The following is a 13,981-nucleotide window of genomic DNA, read 5'->3' on the forward strand; positions in this document are numbered from 1 at the left end:
ACATACTTCAGAAAAATTGCAAATATCCTATATTCATTTAATCAAACTATTTATCGTGAAGCAATCTTCGAAACTAAAAAAACCGGAAACCCTTTATTGGATTTCCGGTTTTTCTAATGATTTCAATGGTCGATCATATAGTAGAGTCGTAACAATTGTAATAGCCATGAGGCTCGTTAATAGCAAAAGCATCATTTTCATGCCGTGAACCTCGACTAGGATCCCCCCTGCCAATGGGCCGATCATACGACCGATTGTTGCAGCGGAGTTGACAATTCCTTGGTAGAATCCATCTCTCCCTTTTGGTGCAAGCTGACTCGCCAACGTCGGAATGGCTGGCCAGACAATCATTTCACCGAATGTGAGGATGACCATCGAAGCGATGAACATTTGGAATGAGCCAGCAAAACTGACAACAATGAACGAGATAATGAAAATAACTGTTCCAATGACCATTTGTGCTTTCAGCTGCTTTTCAAGCCGTTTGATAAGCGGTTTGATAAGCGGCTGTCCGACAACGATCAGCAGTCCATTGATCGTCCATATAAAGCTGTACTCTCTTAATGTTACGCCGATTGATAGAGCATGTGTGGAAATCGTCGTCGACCATTGTGAATAGACGAGCCACGTGATCAAATAGCCGCTTACTAAAATAAGCAATGCGTAAAAAGGTGCTTTATTTTTAATTCGCGCTGTTTCCCGAATGACGTCTGTATGCCGATCAGGTGCGATTTCAAGCTTTTTATATCCGAAGTAAGCGATAAAAAGAAAAATAACGTAAAAGATTAAGTTCGCCAAAAAGATATAATCAATATGGACGGAAGCTACAAGACCAGCAAGCGCTGGACCGATAGCGACACCGACGTTCTGCGCCAAATAAATTGAGTTGAACGCCTTCCTGCCGCCTTCAGGCCATACAGTCCCCACCATCGCATACATACTCGGAAAAATAACGCCTCCGCTGAATCCCAATATGGTTAGCAAAATGATATACGGATACCAACTATGGTCGTACACAAGGTAAGCAAGTGCCAAAATCGAAATGACAATGCCCGCCATGATTGATTTGAATCCACCGATCTTATCGAATAAAAATCCACCAAGCAAATTCCCGACGACACCCGCTCCAGCGTTCGCCATTAAGACCAGCCCCGCGACCGCCAACGATTTGCCGAGGTAATCATGCATGTAAATTGTATTCAAAGGCCATAAGAACGAGTTCCCTATGACATTGACAAACATCCCTATAATGAGAAGCCAAACTTTATTAGGCATTTATTTCGCCTCCGATCTTTATCTCCTGCCAAAAGCTATTTTGAGTGTATTCCTTTTTCTGGTTTCGGACAACAAAAACGGAATATGTTCCGCAATTCAGATGACACTGATTGAATCCGACATGATACAATGTACGATTAGAGGAGTTGAAACAGATGGCAGACTTCAGTTACCCGTTCCCGACAGAAGGGAAACGGTATCATACATGGTCAAGACATTTAAAGGATGAATTCGGATTCAAAGTATTTAAAGTCGCGCTAGATGCAGGCTTTGACTGTCCGAATCGCGATGGTACGGTCGCTTTCGGCGGCTGTACGTTTTGCAGTGTTGCAGGCTCTGGAGATTTTGCAGGAGACCGGGCAAAATCGATAGATGTCCAGTTCGCGGAAATCCGTGATAAAATGCACCAAAAATGGAGGGAAGGCAAGTATATCGCCTATTTTCAAGCATACACGAATACACACGCCCCGCTTCCTGTTTTGAAAGAGAAGTTTGAAGCAGCACTTGCTCAACCCGGTGTTGTCGGACTTTCAATCGGCACACGTCCCGATTGCCTTCCCGATGATGTTGTCGATTATTTAGCCGAGCTGAATGAAAGGACATATTTATGGGTCGAATTAGGCTTGCAGACCGTTCATGAAAAAACGGCTAAGCTCGTGAACAGAGCGCATGATTACGCAACGTACGTGGAAGGCGTGGGAAAATTGCGAAGGCACGGCATCCGAGTGTGCAGCCATATCATTAATGGGCTCCCGCTAGAAGACAGAGAGATGATGATGGAAACGGCAAGAGAAGTGGCAAAGCTGGATGTCCAAGGCATCAAGATTCATTTACTGCATTTATTAAAAGGAACGCCCATGGTGAAACAATACGAAAAAGGCATGCTTGAGTTCCTTACAATGGATGAATATATTAACCTTGTCGTCGATCAGCTTGAGATTCTTCCCCCCGAAATGATTGTCCACCGAATTACAGGTGACGGACCGCTCGATTTAATGATTGGTCCGATGTGGAGTGCGTCAAAGTGGGATGTTCTAAACGGCATCGACAAAGAATTGAAACGCCGCGACAGCTACCAAGGAAAGTTTTTCGGAAAGGCGGTTGAACGAATATGAATCAAATTTTATTGCATCGGGTTTTACCATTTTCAAAGCGGTTGATCAGTGAAACTGTGTTGCCAGGTGAATCGGTAGTAGACGCGACTGCTGGAAATGGAAACGACACATTATTCTTAGCGGACCTCGTTGGTATAGAAGGACGAGTGTACGCTTTCGATATCCAGCAAGCAGCACTCGAAGCTACCGCTAACAGATTAGATACGCTGAACGAGCGCGTCACATTGATTTTGGACAGCCATGCCAATGTGGATCAATATGTTACGAAGCCAATTGGTGGTGCAATGTTCAATTTAGGCTATCTTCCATACAGTGAAGATTTATCCATCATTACAAAACCCGATTCCACAATCGAAGCGATCGATAAGCTGCTCGGCATGTTGAAAAAAGGTGGAATCATTACGATATCCGTCTATGATGGACATGAAGGCGGTAAGGAAGAGCGAGATGCATTGCTCGCATATGTGAAATCTCTCCACCAAGCCGATGTTCACGTTGCCCGCTACGAATTGTTAAACCAACGAAAAAATCCCCCATTTTTGATCGCAATTGAAAAAGTGAGGGATTTTGATACAGTTATTCAAGTTGTCGAATAAAAAACCGCTTGGACCTTTAGGATCCAAGCGGTTTTTCATTAACCGATCTGCCGAATATCCGCAATCGGTCCTAGCTTGCTGAAGTCTTCGCGATCCAAAATGGCTATCAGTTTACTCGCTGTTTCTTCCGCACTGCTTAAATGTCCTTGCTGTTTGTAGTCAACGAAACGGTCGTGCAATGGAAAATCATCCGCATTGCTCGCCCGGATTGTTTCCTGCATGCCGGTGTCGATAATTCCAGGGGCAATCGAAATGATCTCGACAGGGAATTCCGCTGTCTCCTGTTCTAAAGATACGACTCGTGAAAAATGGTCGAGCCCCGCCTTTGTTGTACAATAAACGCCCCATCCTTCATATGGATTCCGTCCTGCCCCTGAAGATATATTTACGATCCTTTTGCGCCCCTCAAACTTTTCAAGAACAGACATGAAAGCATTCGATAAAATCATTGGCGCGGTTAAATTTACAGCGAGTGCTTGCGCCATTTTCGTTTCGTCAATCGTACCGACTAAACCGATCGGCTCCACCGTTCCAGCGTTGTTGATCAATGTGAACGATGTGGCGGATGAAAGATTCTCTTCCAGTACATTCGCAATGATGCCAGTCAATCGATCAGTCTGCGAAAGATCTGCAGTCACCATATGAGCGGCGTCGTTTTCATTCGTCCTCGCAATGCCGATTACCTTGTCCCCTCTCCCCTTTAACTGTTTTACCAATTCATAACCGATTCCCTTAGAAGAACCGGTAACTATAAAAATATTCATATGACTTCCCCTTTCAAAGATGCGTCAATCCCTACATTCGATGACTCTTCTTGTAGTTTATCCTCCCCGATTTTCACCTTCGCTGGAATCTCGAAATAAGCTATCCAAATGTATAATGCAATTGCAAGAATAGCGACTATCCCGAGGAACAACCTTCTTTTCTCCATCTTCACTCCCCATTCCCCTTTGTTTACATAAGTTTACCACGATGAATAGGTGTTGGGAGCAATAAAATAGCCAACCCCCTCGGCAATGAGGGGATCAGCTTATTATCGTCATTTCAATATTTTTATTTTCACTTGTTTTCTGCCCCATTTGTACGCTTCACTTTTGCTTGGGAAGAAAACATCGATTTTATTTCCTTTTATCGAGCCTCCAGTATCTCCCGCGATTGCATACCCGTACCCTTCCACGTACACTTTCGTACCTAATGGTATAATAGAAGGATCAACAGCAATTACTTTAGCGTCAGGATTTCGCTTTAAGTTAATGCCGGTTGATGTGATGCCGGAACAGCCATTACAATTCGCTGTATAAGCACTAGCAGAAACTGTTATTTCTTTTACTACATCGTCGTCATCAGATCGCGATGGTGTTTTTGCTACCTTTTTAGTCTTCGATTGCTTCTCAACGTTAGTATCGGTCTTCACGACCTTTAATTTTTGATTCGGATGAATGGTATTCGACTTCATGCCATTCCAAGCTTTCAATTCTTTAACGGTGATCTTATGCATTTCCGCTATGCTATAAAGCGTGTCACCTTTTTTGACCTTATACGTTGAAGAGGCTGCAAAACTTTCGTTCGTACTACCAATCAATAACACTACTGTAAAAATGATAGTCACAATATGTTTTTTCAAGTTTTCTACTCCCCGCCTTTTTAGTCTATCCATAGATTATCAGTGAAGTATTACATAGATGTTACAATTTGCAGCCATTATCATTACAAAAGAAAAGTGATTATTACAATTGGAGGCGCGAGGAATATGTCAGAAATTTTAGTGAGAAAAGCAAGGATAGACGAGTCAAAAACCTTGGCTGACTTGCTTTCTAGATGCCAGTGGTTCACTTATGGAGAACTGTTTTCAGAGGCCTATATTGAACGATTAATCGAGAAATATTACAATGTCGAACGCATCAAACAGGAAGTCACTTTAATCGACAAAAACTGGCATGGCTATATTGTTGCTGAAAGGCAGGGAAACATCCTTGGAGTGATCGGCGGCGGGATGAGAGATGAAGTCGATGGGGAGATTTACGTCTTTTATGTAGCTCCTGAAATGAGGGGAACTGGAATAGGATCAAGACTGCTCGATTTTTATACGAAGATTCAAAAGCATACATACGGAGCGACTCGGCAATGGGTATCGGTTGCCAAAGGTAATATGTATGGAATCCCTTTTTATGAAGCGAAAGGCTTTTCGTTTGAAAGAGAAGAAGTTTCTTATGGAGCGATAGAAGAAGATGGAGATATTTCACTCGTGTATGCTCGGGAAATCTAAATCTGATATATTGCATATCATCCCTTTCTTCCTTCATTCGTATCATGTATACTAATAGTACTAGAAACAAAGTAAGACAGGATAGTCAAATTGCATGCAGGATGGTGACTAGTAATGCCAATACCTTCGGAGCATCAAAAGCCCACACGTAAAACAGCAAAAGAAAGTGCGTTTACCCAATTACAGCAATGGATCATCGATGGAACATTGCAGCCAGGTGAAAAGTTGAACGATATTGAATTGGCAGAAGCACTCGGTGTAAGCAGGACGCCCATCCGTGAGTCACTTCAATTGCTCGAGGTACAAGGATTTGTGAAAATGTATCCTGGAAAAGCGACACAAGTGACTGAGGTGGATAAAGAGTCCATTAACGATCTGTTACCACCGTTAGCCGCTTTGCAAGCGTTATCTGCGGAACTATCAATTCCTCATTTGGATGAAAGTGTCATAAGTGAATTGGAAGAAACAAATAATCGTTTCGCCCAAGCAGTCCACGAAGAGGATTTCTTTGCCGCCTTGAAAATCGATGAAGACTTTCATCAAATTATCGTCGACCAAACGGCAAACCAATATATACATTCCATCGTCGCTTCCTTGCAAACCCATGTGCGCCGGCTTTTCTTCCATAACTCCATCATTTTGACAGAAGAGTCGATTGAGGAGCATAATGAGATCATCCGCTTCCTAAAAGAAGGAAATGCAGAAAAAGCGGCAGCCGTCATGCGTGAAAACTGGCTCCGTGCCATCGACGAATTCAATTCCATGAAAGAAGACTAAAAAAGTACTCCAATAAGGAGTACTTTTTTCTTACTTATTTACAGATGGGCTAGGCTGAAACAACTTGGCGAGGATGCCAGTAAACAGCATTACGATTACTACCGGGAGAAGCCAGCCAAGGCCTTCGCTGTAATATGGTAAAACTTGATTGTAAAATGCAACGATGGAAGAAAGCCAATTCGGCCACTGCTCTTCAGCAAATCCAAGCGTGCCGTAAAGTGTTTTGATGCCGTCAATTGTGCTAATTAAAAACGCTACAGCCGTCGCACTCACATAGACGAACCGTGCATGATTAAACAATGGCGAAGTAAACGTCAACAACATTAGAACGACCGCTAGCGGATATAAAAACATCAATACCGGAATCGAATACGTAATAATATTGGATAGTCCGAAGTTCGATACGATGAAGCAAAATGTTGTGAAAATGACAACAAACGCCTTATAGCTCACTTTAGGTATTATCGTGTGGAAATATTCTCCACAAGCAGTAACTAATCCGATGCTTGTCGTCAAGCAAGCCAATATGATGATGACTGCAAGCATGACGGAGCCGAAAGTACCGAAATAATAAGCGGATGCGCCGCTTAAAACAGGACCACCTGTTTCAAAGAGGCCGAACTTCTCTGTAGTCGTTGCCCCTAGATAAGCAATTCCAACATAGAGAAGTGCAAGGAATCCCGCTGCTACGACGCCTGTTTTAGCTGTAGTCGTAAAAATTTGCACTTTATTCGTAATTCCTAAAGAACGGATGACATTAATAACGATAATTCCAAATACGAGTGATGCCAATGCATCCATTGTATTATAACCTTCCATAAAGCCTTTCATGAACGCCCCGCCTGTATAAGCATCCACAGGGTTTTGAATCGCACCGATTGGATTAAGGAATGCCATAGATAGCAATACAAGCAATAACACAATGATAGCCGGTGACATGATCTTACCGACACGATCAACAATCTTTGCCGGATTAAGCGATAACCACAATGTTAATCCAAAAAAGATAAGTGTAAAAACAAACAAACCGATGCGCGCAAAATCTTCAGGAATGAATGTTGAGATGCCGATATCATAGGCGACTGCCCCGGTCCGTGGAGCTGCAAAGAACGGTCCAATCGTCAAATATAATAAAGATGTAAAAAGTACCGCATAGACTGGGTGAACCCGACTCGCCAAATCTTGCAAGTTCCGACTGCCTGAAAAGCCCATTGCAAGTATGCCGAGGAAAGGCAATCCTACTCCAGTAATCAGAAAGCCGATGACCGCTGGCCAAAGATTGGTTCCTGCATTTTGTCCCAATTGAGCAGGGAAAATAAGGTTTCCAGCACCGAAGAATAAGGCAAACAGCATGATGCCAATAAATAAATATGAGGAAAAAGACAGTTTATTTTGCATGGTATATGAGTCCCTTCATGTTGTAGATTTAATTTATAACGTATGCAATATATCGCTGTTGTCTAATAATAAGCTCTCATACTGTAAAATGCAATAGTAAAATATTCTTTGAATATAATATTTTATCAGTCAACTCATTTATATGCATAATAACAAAAAGAGCAAGCGGTTGGATAACACCGCCTGCCCTTACTATCATTTTAAAACAAATCGAGTGACACTATGTCCTTCCCTTGATTTCTGAACTTCTAGTATTGCCGGGAATGCGGCTTTCAACTCTTCCACATGCGATATGACGCCGATCATTCTGCCGGACTTTTGCAAATCAACGAGTGTATCAACCGCTTTTTGTAAAGCTTCCTCATCCAATGTACCGAATCCTTCATCGATGAACATCGTTTCGATAGACACTGCACCTTGATAACTTTGGATGACATCCGCCATGCCCAAAGCCAAACTAAGTGATGCATTGAATTTCTCTCCGCCCGATAACGTCTTCACATCTCTGTTTTGTCCTGTATATGCATCATACACATCCAAGCCTAATCCGCTTTGTTTTCCGCGCACTTCCTGACGGTCGCTGCGCATCAATTCATACTGACCGTTCGATAGATTTCTCAGCCTTTCATTCGCAGATTGAATAATCCTCTCTAAATAATCAATTTGAATAAAACGTTCAAATGATAGCTTATAATCGTTTTGACCGCGTATGACATCGTATAAGCCGGTTAGCTTTCCGACTTTCCGTTCCAAATCATCTACGCCTTGTGATGTCTTTTCTATATCGGCTTTCAAACAAAGTAAAGATTTTTCATATTCGATTGAATGATTCCAATCCGCGAACGCTTTTTCATAAGCAGACTTCAATGATTGAATTGTACTTATAAGTCCTTCCAAATCGGTTTTCTCTTTGCCCATTAAGCTCGTTTCAAGATCTTTTATCGCTTCTTTCGTAGTATGAAGACGCTGATTGAAATCCGTTATATATTCCTTCAAATGAAGCTTCTCTTCATCTGACATTTTTGCTTGCCGATATTCTGCTTCTGTCTTAAATTCGGAAGCTTGTAAAGCATTTCTGAAACGGAGTTCCGCTTTCTCTCTTTTATCAATACTTTCATCAAATGATTTCTTCAAATGTTGTTCTGAGTTTACGCTCGTCGCAAGTCTTTCTCTTGCCTCTTCCAGATTTTTTCGCACCGATTGCCACGCTTCATCCAGTTGATGCTTCCGTAACTCCGTTTCTTTTATTTCTACTTGAAGGCGCGCTAAATCCCTAAGCCCTTCCGGAATGGATGAAAGCTCTCTTTCTAATAAAGCAGATTGCTGCGCAAAAAGCGTTTTTTGTTCAAACAATGCTTGCTCATGTCCCGACTTTCGTGTAATCCATTCAGTCTGTTCCCGATCTTTTACTTTTTGCCGTTCTTTTAACGAAACGAGTTCTTCGCGAATACGTTTTAATTGTTCAACTTTCTCAGCAGTTTCCTGTCCTCTGTTAAACAATGCTTCCAAACTATCCTGAATGTGAAGTTCTTCCATTTCTTTTTCTTTAGCGGTAACTTGTGCGAGGACACTTTCCGCTTTCGCCTCAGCAGACCTAAATTCACTTTCAACATCTGTCAAATTCGACCTCTTCAAATCGAGTTTCTCACGGGAGACTGCCTCGGTATCATTTTTATGTTTTTTTGACGGATGGTGATCACTTCCGCATACCGGACAAGGTTCCCCTTCCTTTAACGTTTGTGCCAAAAATGAAGCTTGATCATTCAACCACGCATTTTGCATATTCTCAAACTCAGTTTTTGACTGCTTGAATTTGGTGAATGATGCCTCTTTCATTTGCATCGAAACAGCATAGTCTTTTTTCAAGTTTTCATAATCCCGAACGACTTTGTAATGCAATCTGATCGTATTTAATTGTTCGAACAGCTTGTCATAAGGAATAATCGCATGTTCAGATTTCTCAATCTGTACATTCAGGTCGGCTACTTGTTTTTTTACTGCCTCAACCTTTTCGGATGTTGTAGATAACTCGCTTTCGAGCTTTCCAATCTTCACTTTTAAATTCCGTACATTTGCTTCTTTTTCTGCCAAGTCAGTGACGGCAGGAAGGTGATCCCTCAGGCGGATGATTCTTTCTGTCGCCGCCCCTCTTTCCTGCTCTCTTCCTTCTTCCACCTTATACGCCAGCTCTTTCTCTTCCACCCATTTCGTCGCCTTTTGTACAGCTGTAATCGCATTTTGCAATTCGATTCTCTTCAATTTTGATTCCTCATCTAATATGAGAAACTGACCTTCAATTTCATATATGAAAGATGCCCGTTCGGCGTTCTCTATTCGCTTTTGCTTTTGATCAACAGATGGGATTTCTTCCTTTAACTTTTCAAAGACGGCTTTACGTTGCTCCAGCTGTTCAAATTGCTCATTGCAATTTTTGGCCACATGGTATGTTTCCAAAACGTCAGCATGCTTTTGATAGGCAGATGTATAATTCACTTCATCTTTAGCGCATTTCTCGGTGTAATACTCGATTTCCTGTTCAAGGCCAGCTATCACTTGTGATATGTTCATATATTCTTGAGATAAAACATCAAAAATGGGTGACTCCCGAGGCGGGACGAGATTCTTAATTTGGTGGATATACCCATCCACTTTCCTTTTCTCTACCATTAATTGTTGATTCGCTTCGTCTCTTTTCATCTTTAAACGATTGACGATTTCCCGATACTCTTCTGTTTTAAAAATCTTTCGCATGATCGTTTCTTTATTTTCAGTATCCGAAGTTAGGAATTTACGGAACTCGCCTTGCGGAAGCATAACAATTTGACTGAATTGAGCTTGTGTAAAACCGACAAGCTCCTCAACTTTCCGATTGATCTCTGAAACGATTTGACGATCGACAAAAGGAACTTCTCCATCATCGATCATCTCAAAAAACTCGCATCTCGCATTTGTCTCTGTTTTATTTCCGCTTTTCGTATAAGGTATTTGCCTCATGATACGAAAAGTGCGGCCGTTTATTTCAAAAATCAACTCAACAGCTGTCTGAACGGCATCATCCGCAAAATCACTTCTCATCGATCTATATTCTGTTCTGTCTTCCCCGCTTGCCTGTCCATATAAAGCGAAGCAGATTCCGTCAAAGATCGTCGTCTTCCCTGCGCCAGTTGCACCGGAAACTACGAATAACCTATGCTCTTCGAGTTTCCGAAAATCGATTGTCTCTGTTCCTTTATAAGGTCCGAAAGCGGTCATCGTCAGTTGAATCGGCTTCATTTTTCGCTGCCCCCTTTAACTTCGTGCAGCACTTCCGCAAATATCTTCTCTGTTTCAGCGTCAGGTTCAATATCGTTCATCTCGGCATAAAAGAACCGGAAAAGGGTCAGATCATCTGGCTGTTCCTTCATAACAACCGATTCATGCTCGAGTGCGGCTGAAGTCCTTACTAGTTTTCTTTCAATATGCATCGCATTCGGATAAACGGACTTGACTTTTTCCATTGGAAATAAAACAGGTGTCTCATCTTGCAGCGTAACAAATACATAATCCAAACTAGTCGGATGATCTAGAATTTCGTCTATCGTGCCTTCCACTCTACGCATGTCATGTAAAGGATTGAGTCCTCTCTTTTCCACCTCCACATTGCCTTCGCCATCCATTTCTACAATAAAAAACCCTTTTGCATGCCTTTCTTCTGAAATGGAATATTTCATCGGAGAACCTGCATAGCGAATTTTTTCTTCGAGGACATGATGTGCCTGATGTAAATGACCGAGCGCTGTATAGTGAAACGGTGTAAACAAGTGGGCCGCCACGTATTCCGCTCCGCCAATTGCAAGCGGACGCTCCGAATCGCTCGTATTTTCTTCTTCCTCACCTAAAGGCGTGACAAAGGCATGTCCGACGAATACATGACGAGCAGTGTTATCCATCGATTCTAGAATTCTTCCGACCACTTTTTCCATCGCTGTATGATGGTCTACAACATTATGTTCTTCATATAAATGCTTTACAATCGACGGGTCACAAAATGGCACCAAGTGGAAATGAACTTCTCCAAATTGATCCGCCAGAACAACTGGTTCAAGTTGCGCAGACATTTGACCGACAATATGGAAGCCGTTCGATTGCATCAGTCTGCTTCCGAATTGCAGGCGTCCTGGGCTATCATGATTGCCCGCGACCGCAATGACCGGTGTTTTCAGCTCCATAACAATTTCCCAAAGTATATCATCCAATAAGGCAACCGCTTCCGGTGGTGGTACCGCCCGATCATACAAATCACCCGCAATGATGACAGCATCGGGCTTCTCTTCACGAACAGCATCTACGAACTGACGAAGGACGTACCGCTGCCCATCTGTCATATAAACGCCTTGCACTAATTTGCCAAGATGCCAATCGGCAGTGTGGAAAAACTTCATTACCATTACCCCCTACTTAATTTATATTTTCATTCTCTAAATGACGTATAAACTTCTCCGTACTCCTCAGAAATAATACAATCTACCATTCATTTTACAGTAAGTGCAACGTGATTTACATCAGACAATGAAAAAACGGAACACCCTTTAAATGGGTGCCCCGTAGGATTGCGCAATAGTCGGTCCGTCGTCAATTATTCGAAAAACACTTTATCTACATTATATTTTGCACGTAATGTATTGATGATATAAGTTTCATAAATTTCCCGTTCCATCGGATCATCGACTATGATGACGGAAATCTTATTGATTTCATGTCGATGATTTTTAATTGGTGAGGTAGTATCTTCAAGATGCTTTTTCACACGTTGACGTAGCTTTCTTGCTTTCCCGGCAAACAACAATTCATCACTTTTATTGTAAAAAAGAATGAGTCCTCCTTTGTCGCGTGGAATTTCATGAAGATCGATAAAACCATTGATGGGTTTGATTGGCGCTTCGTCTGCGCTCATTTCTTGCTTGCGTTGCTGAATCGTTACATCCGGATTCGGAATTGTAATTGAAATCATTCATTTTCACGTCCTCTTCTTTTGTGAATCTAAATCCTACCATAATTCGGAACGGATTGTGAAATGTTATGCCATTCGCCTTTAACCGAGTTTTATATCAAAAAAGGGCATCTGCCATTCCTCTTCTCATATACCAGAGAAAAAATACGTGCAGTATGTGCTCAAAGCGCTGCGCTTTTACTCACAATAGTCGTTCTTCATGACGGCTTTAGCTTCTTGCATTTTTCTTTATTTTTTTGTATTGGAAACCGATGAATATGAAGATCAATCCGACAATAAATATAGCAAACGCCCACCACGGGAAGGAGGATTCCTTTTCATCTCGACCTTCATGTGTACTGCCTACTTCCCGGCCTTCACCCAATGCGTTCAAATCTTCTGTTGCACCGGAAATTTCAGTTGTCCTGTGGCAAATCGTGGTAGATAAAGTTCCCGCCTCATACATATTGCTCGCTGATGCATATACGAGATATTGCTGTCCCTCTTCAAAAGAAATGCCGCAATCACCGCCGCCATATCCGGTAGTGATGACCATTTCAGATTCATCAGTTCCCTTCCATGCTTTATCAACTTTGAAATGAACGACATTTCCATACCCACGCTTAATCCCCTTATTCTCGATCACCTTTACCACTTCACCACTGAATACAGCGTCCGCCTGATCTAGTGCATCTTCCGGTGGCGGTGGCATGACGCACGAGCATGCGGAAGCGTCTAATGGTTTCCACCATAATAAAACTAATAACAATACGCTAATAGGAATAATACGCTTACAACATCTCAAGCTATTCCAACCCCTCTCCCTTGTTAACTAGTAGACGAAGGAGCAAGAGATTCGTTTCAAATTTCAATTAACAAATAGGCACAATCAGCGACTCTTCATTATTCTTCGGTGAGTTTACTGCAGATGAAACACTATATGCCTCCATTTGCTCCTCATCGAATGGCATCAACATATTCCCCAGGAAATCAATATCAGCATTCCGAGGATCAAGCCATGCAGCCTCATCTTCTCTTTTCAAAATAACCGGCATTCTATCATGAATCGGCTTCATTAAATCATTTGGTTCAGTCGTGATAGCGGTACAAGTATGAATGATCTTTCCTTCAGGAGACTTCCATGATTCCCACAATCCTGCAATAGCGAATAGTTCATCATTTTTAAGCCTGATTCGCATCGGAATCTTCTCTCCGTCTCTCCTTTGCCATTCATAAAATGAATCCGCAGGAAGAATGCAGCGCTGCTTTTGAAAAGCTTTCCGATAGCTAGGCTTCTCGGCTACTGTTTCAGCCCGGGCATTGATCATCTTATAACCGATTTTTTCGTCCTTCGCCCACGGTGGAATCAATCCCCATCTAAGATGTCCTAAACGGTTTTTCTGTCCATCATTAATAATCGCAACCACTTGTTGCGACGGTGCGATGTTGTAGCTCGGTATATAGTCGCTTTCTGCAAATGCCGATTCAATATCAAATCGATCGATAATTTCATAATACGGTGCAAATAAAGTGAAGCGGCCACACATATAGGAATCCTCCTCTTACTTTCACGATTATTTAGTTA

14 protein-coding genes are annotated in these 13,981 nt (G+C 42.1%); 4 read left to right on the forward strand and 10 right to left on the reverse strand.

Annotated elements, in window-relative coordinates:
• Positions 1-93: 93 nt before the first annotated feature.
• On the reverse strand, positions 94-1,275 hold the full coding sequence (locus ACTHPA_RS15535) for an MDR family MFS transporter (RefSeq protein WP_440501467.1): 1,182 nt from the start codon (positions 1,273-1,275) through the stop codon (positions 94-96).
• Positions 1,276-1,430: 155 nt separating this feature from the next.
• Between ACTHPA_RS15535 and ACTHPA_RS15540 the strand changes: the two genes are divergently transcribed.
• Entirely contained in the window at positions 1,431-2,390 is a 960-nt protein-coding gene (locus tag ACTHPA_RS15540) for a TIGR01212 family radical SAM protein (RefSeq protein WP_440501468.1), read from the forward strand.
• On the forward strand, positions 2,387-2,986 hold the full coding sequence (locus tag ACTHPA_RS15545; RefSeq protein WP_440501469.1) for a class I SAM-dependent methyltransferase: 600 nt from the start codon (positions 2,387-2,389) through the stop codon (positions 2,984-2,986). The genes ACTHPA_RS15540 and ACTHPA_RS15545 overlap by 4 nt, the downstream gene beginning before the upstream one ends.
• Before the next feature lie 38 nt (positions 2,987-3,024).
• Here ACTHPA_RS15545 and ACTHPA_RS15550 read toward each other — a convergent pair whose 3' ends face one another.
• The 3 genes from ACTHPA_RS15550 to ACTHPA_RS15560 form a co-directional block, all read right to left on the reverse strand.
• Positions 3,025-3,750, reverse strand: coding sequence for an SDR family NAD(P)-dependent oxidoreductase (locus tag ACTHPA_RS15550; protein ID WP_440501470.1), 726 nt, complete (start codon positions 3,748-3,750; stop codon positions 3,025-3,027).
• Complete coding sequence (locus ACTHPA_RS15555; RefSeq protein ID WP_440501472.1) at positions 3,747-3,923, reverse strand: hypothetical protein; 177 nt, start codon at positions 3,921-3,923, stop codon at positions 3,747-3,749. Before ACTHPA_RS15555 ends, ACTHPA_RS15550 begins: the two co-directional genes overlap by 4 nt.
• 102 nt (positions 3,924-4,025) lie before the next feature.
• Positions 4,026-4,610 (reverse strand): 3D domain-containing protein, encoded by a 585-nt coding sequence (locus ACTHPA_RS15560; RefSeq protein ID WP_440501474.1) that lies wholly within the window; start codon positions 4,608-4,610, stop codon positions 4,026-4,028.
• Positions 4,611-4,736: 126 nt separating this feature from the next.
• On the opposite strand from ACTHPA_RS15560, the gene ACTHPA_RS15565 reads away from it, so the two are divergent.
• Both ACTHPA_RS15565 and ACTHPA_RS15570 read left to right on the forward strand, forming a co-directional pair.
• Positions 4,737-5,252: a GNAT family N-acetyltransferase gene (locus ACTHPA_RS15565; protein ID WP_440501476.1), complete on the forward strand. Its 516-nt coding sequence runs from the start codon at positions 4,737-4,739 to the stop codon at positions 5,250-5,252.
• A 114-nt stretch (positions 5,253-5,366) separates the two neighbouring features.
• Positions 5,367-6,029 carry a GntR family transcriptional regulator gene (locus ACTHPA_RS15570; protein WP_440501478.1) on the forward strand — a complete coding sequence of 221 codons (663 nt, stop codon included), beginning with the start codon at positions 5,367-5,369 and terminating at the stop codon, positions 6,027-6,029.
• Positions 6,030-6,059: 30 nt separating this feature from the next.
• Here the strand turns inward: ACTHPA_RS15570 and brnQ are convergent, their stop codons facing one another.
• The 6 genes from brnQ to ACTHPA_RS15600 form a co-directional block, all read right to left on the reverse strand.
• A complete protein-coding gene (brnQ, locus tag ACTHPA_RS15575; RefSeq protein ID WP_440501479.1) occupies positions 6,060-7,427 on the reverse strand; it encodes a branched-chain amino acid transport system II carrier protein in 1,368 nt (455 codons plus the stop codon).
• 195 nt (positions 7,428-7,622) lie between these two features.
• Positions 7,623-10,700: an AAA family ATPase gene (locus ACTHPA_RS15580; RefSeq protein WP_440501481.1), complete on the reverse strand. Its 3,078-nt coding sequence runs from the start codon at positions 10,698-10,700 to the stop codon at positions 7,623-7,625.
• Complete coding sequence (locus ACTHPA_RS15585; RefSeq protein WP_440501482.1) at positions 10,697-11,848, reverse strand: exonuclease SbcCD subunit D; 1,152 nt, start codon at positions 11,846-11,848, stop codon at positions 10,697-10,699. The genes ACTHPA_RS15580 and ACTHPA_RS15585 overlap by 4 nt, the downstream gene beginning before the upstream one ends.
• A 194-nt stretch (positions 11,849-12,042) precedes the next feature.
• Complete coding sequence (locus ACTHPA_RS15590; RefSeq protein WP_440501483.1) at positions 12,043-12,417, reverse strand: nucleotide excision repair endonuclease; 375 nt, start codon at positions 12,415-12,417, stop codon at positions 12,043-12,045.
• 208 nt (positions 12,418-12,625) lie between these two features.
• Positions 12,626-13,201 carry a hypothetical protein gene (locus ACTHPA_RS15595; RefSeq protein ID WP_440501485.1) on the reverse strand — a complete coding sequence of 192 codons (576 nt, stop codon included), beginning with the start codon at positions 13,199-13,201 and terminating at the stop codon, positions 12,626-12,628.
• Between the two features lie 67 nt (positions 13,202-13,268).
• Positions 13,269-13,943, reverse strand: coding sequence for an SOS response-associated peptidase (locus ACTHPA_RS15600; protein WP_440501487.1), 675 nt, complete (start codon positions 13,941-13,943; stop codon positions 13,269-13,271).
• Between the last annotated feature and the right edge of the window lie 38 nt (positions 13,944-13,981).

The organism is Sporosarcina sp. SAFN-015 (genome assembly GCF_051966875.1).
Lineage (GTDB): Bacteria > Bacillota > Bacilli > Bacillales_A > Planococcaceae > Sporosarcina.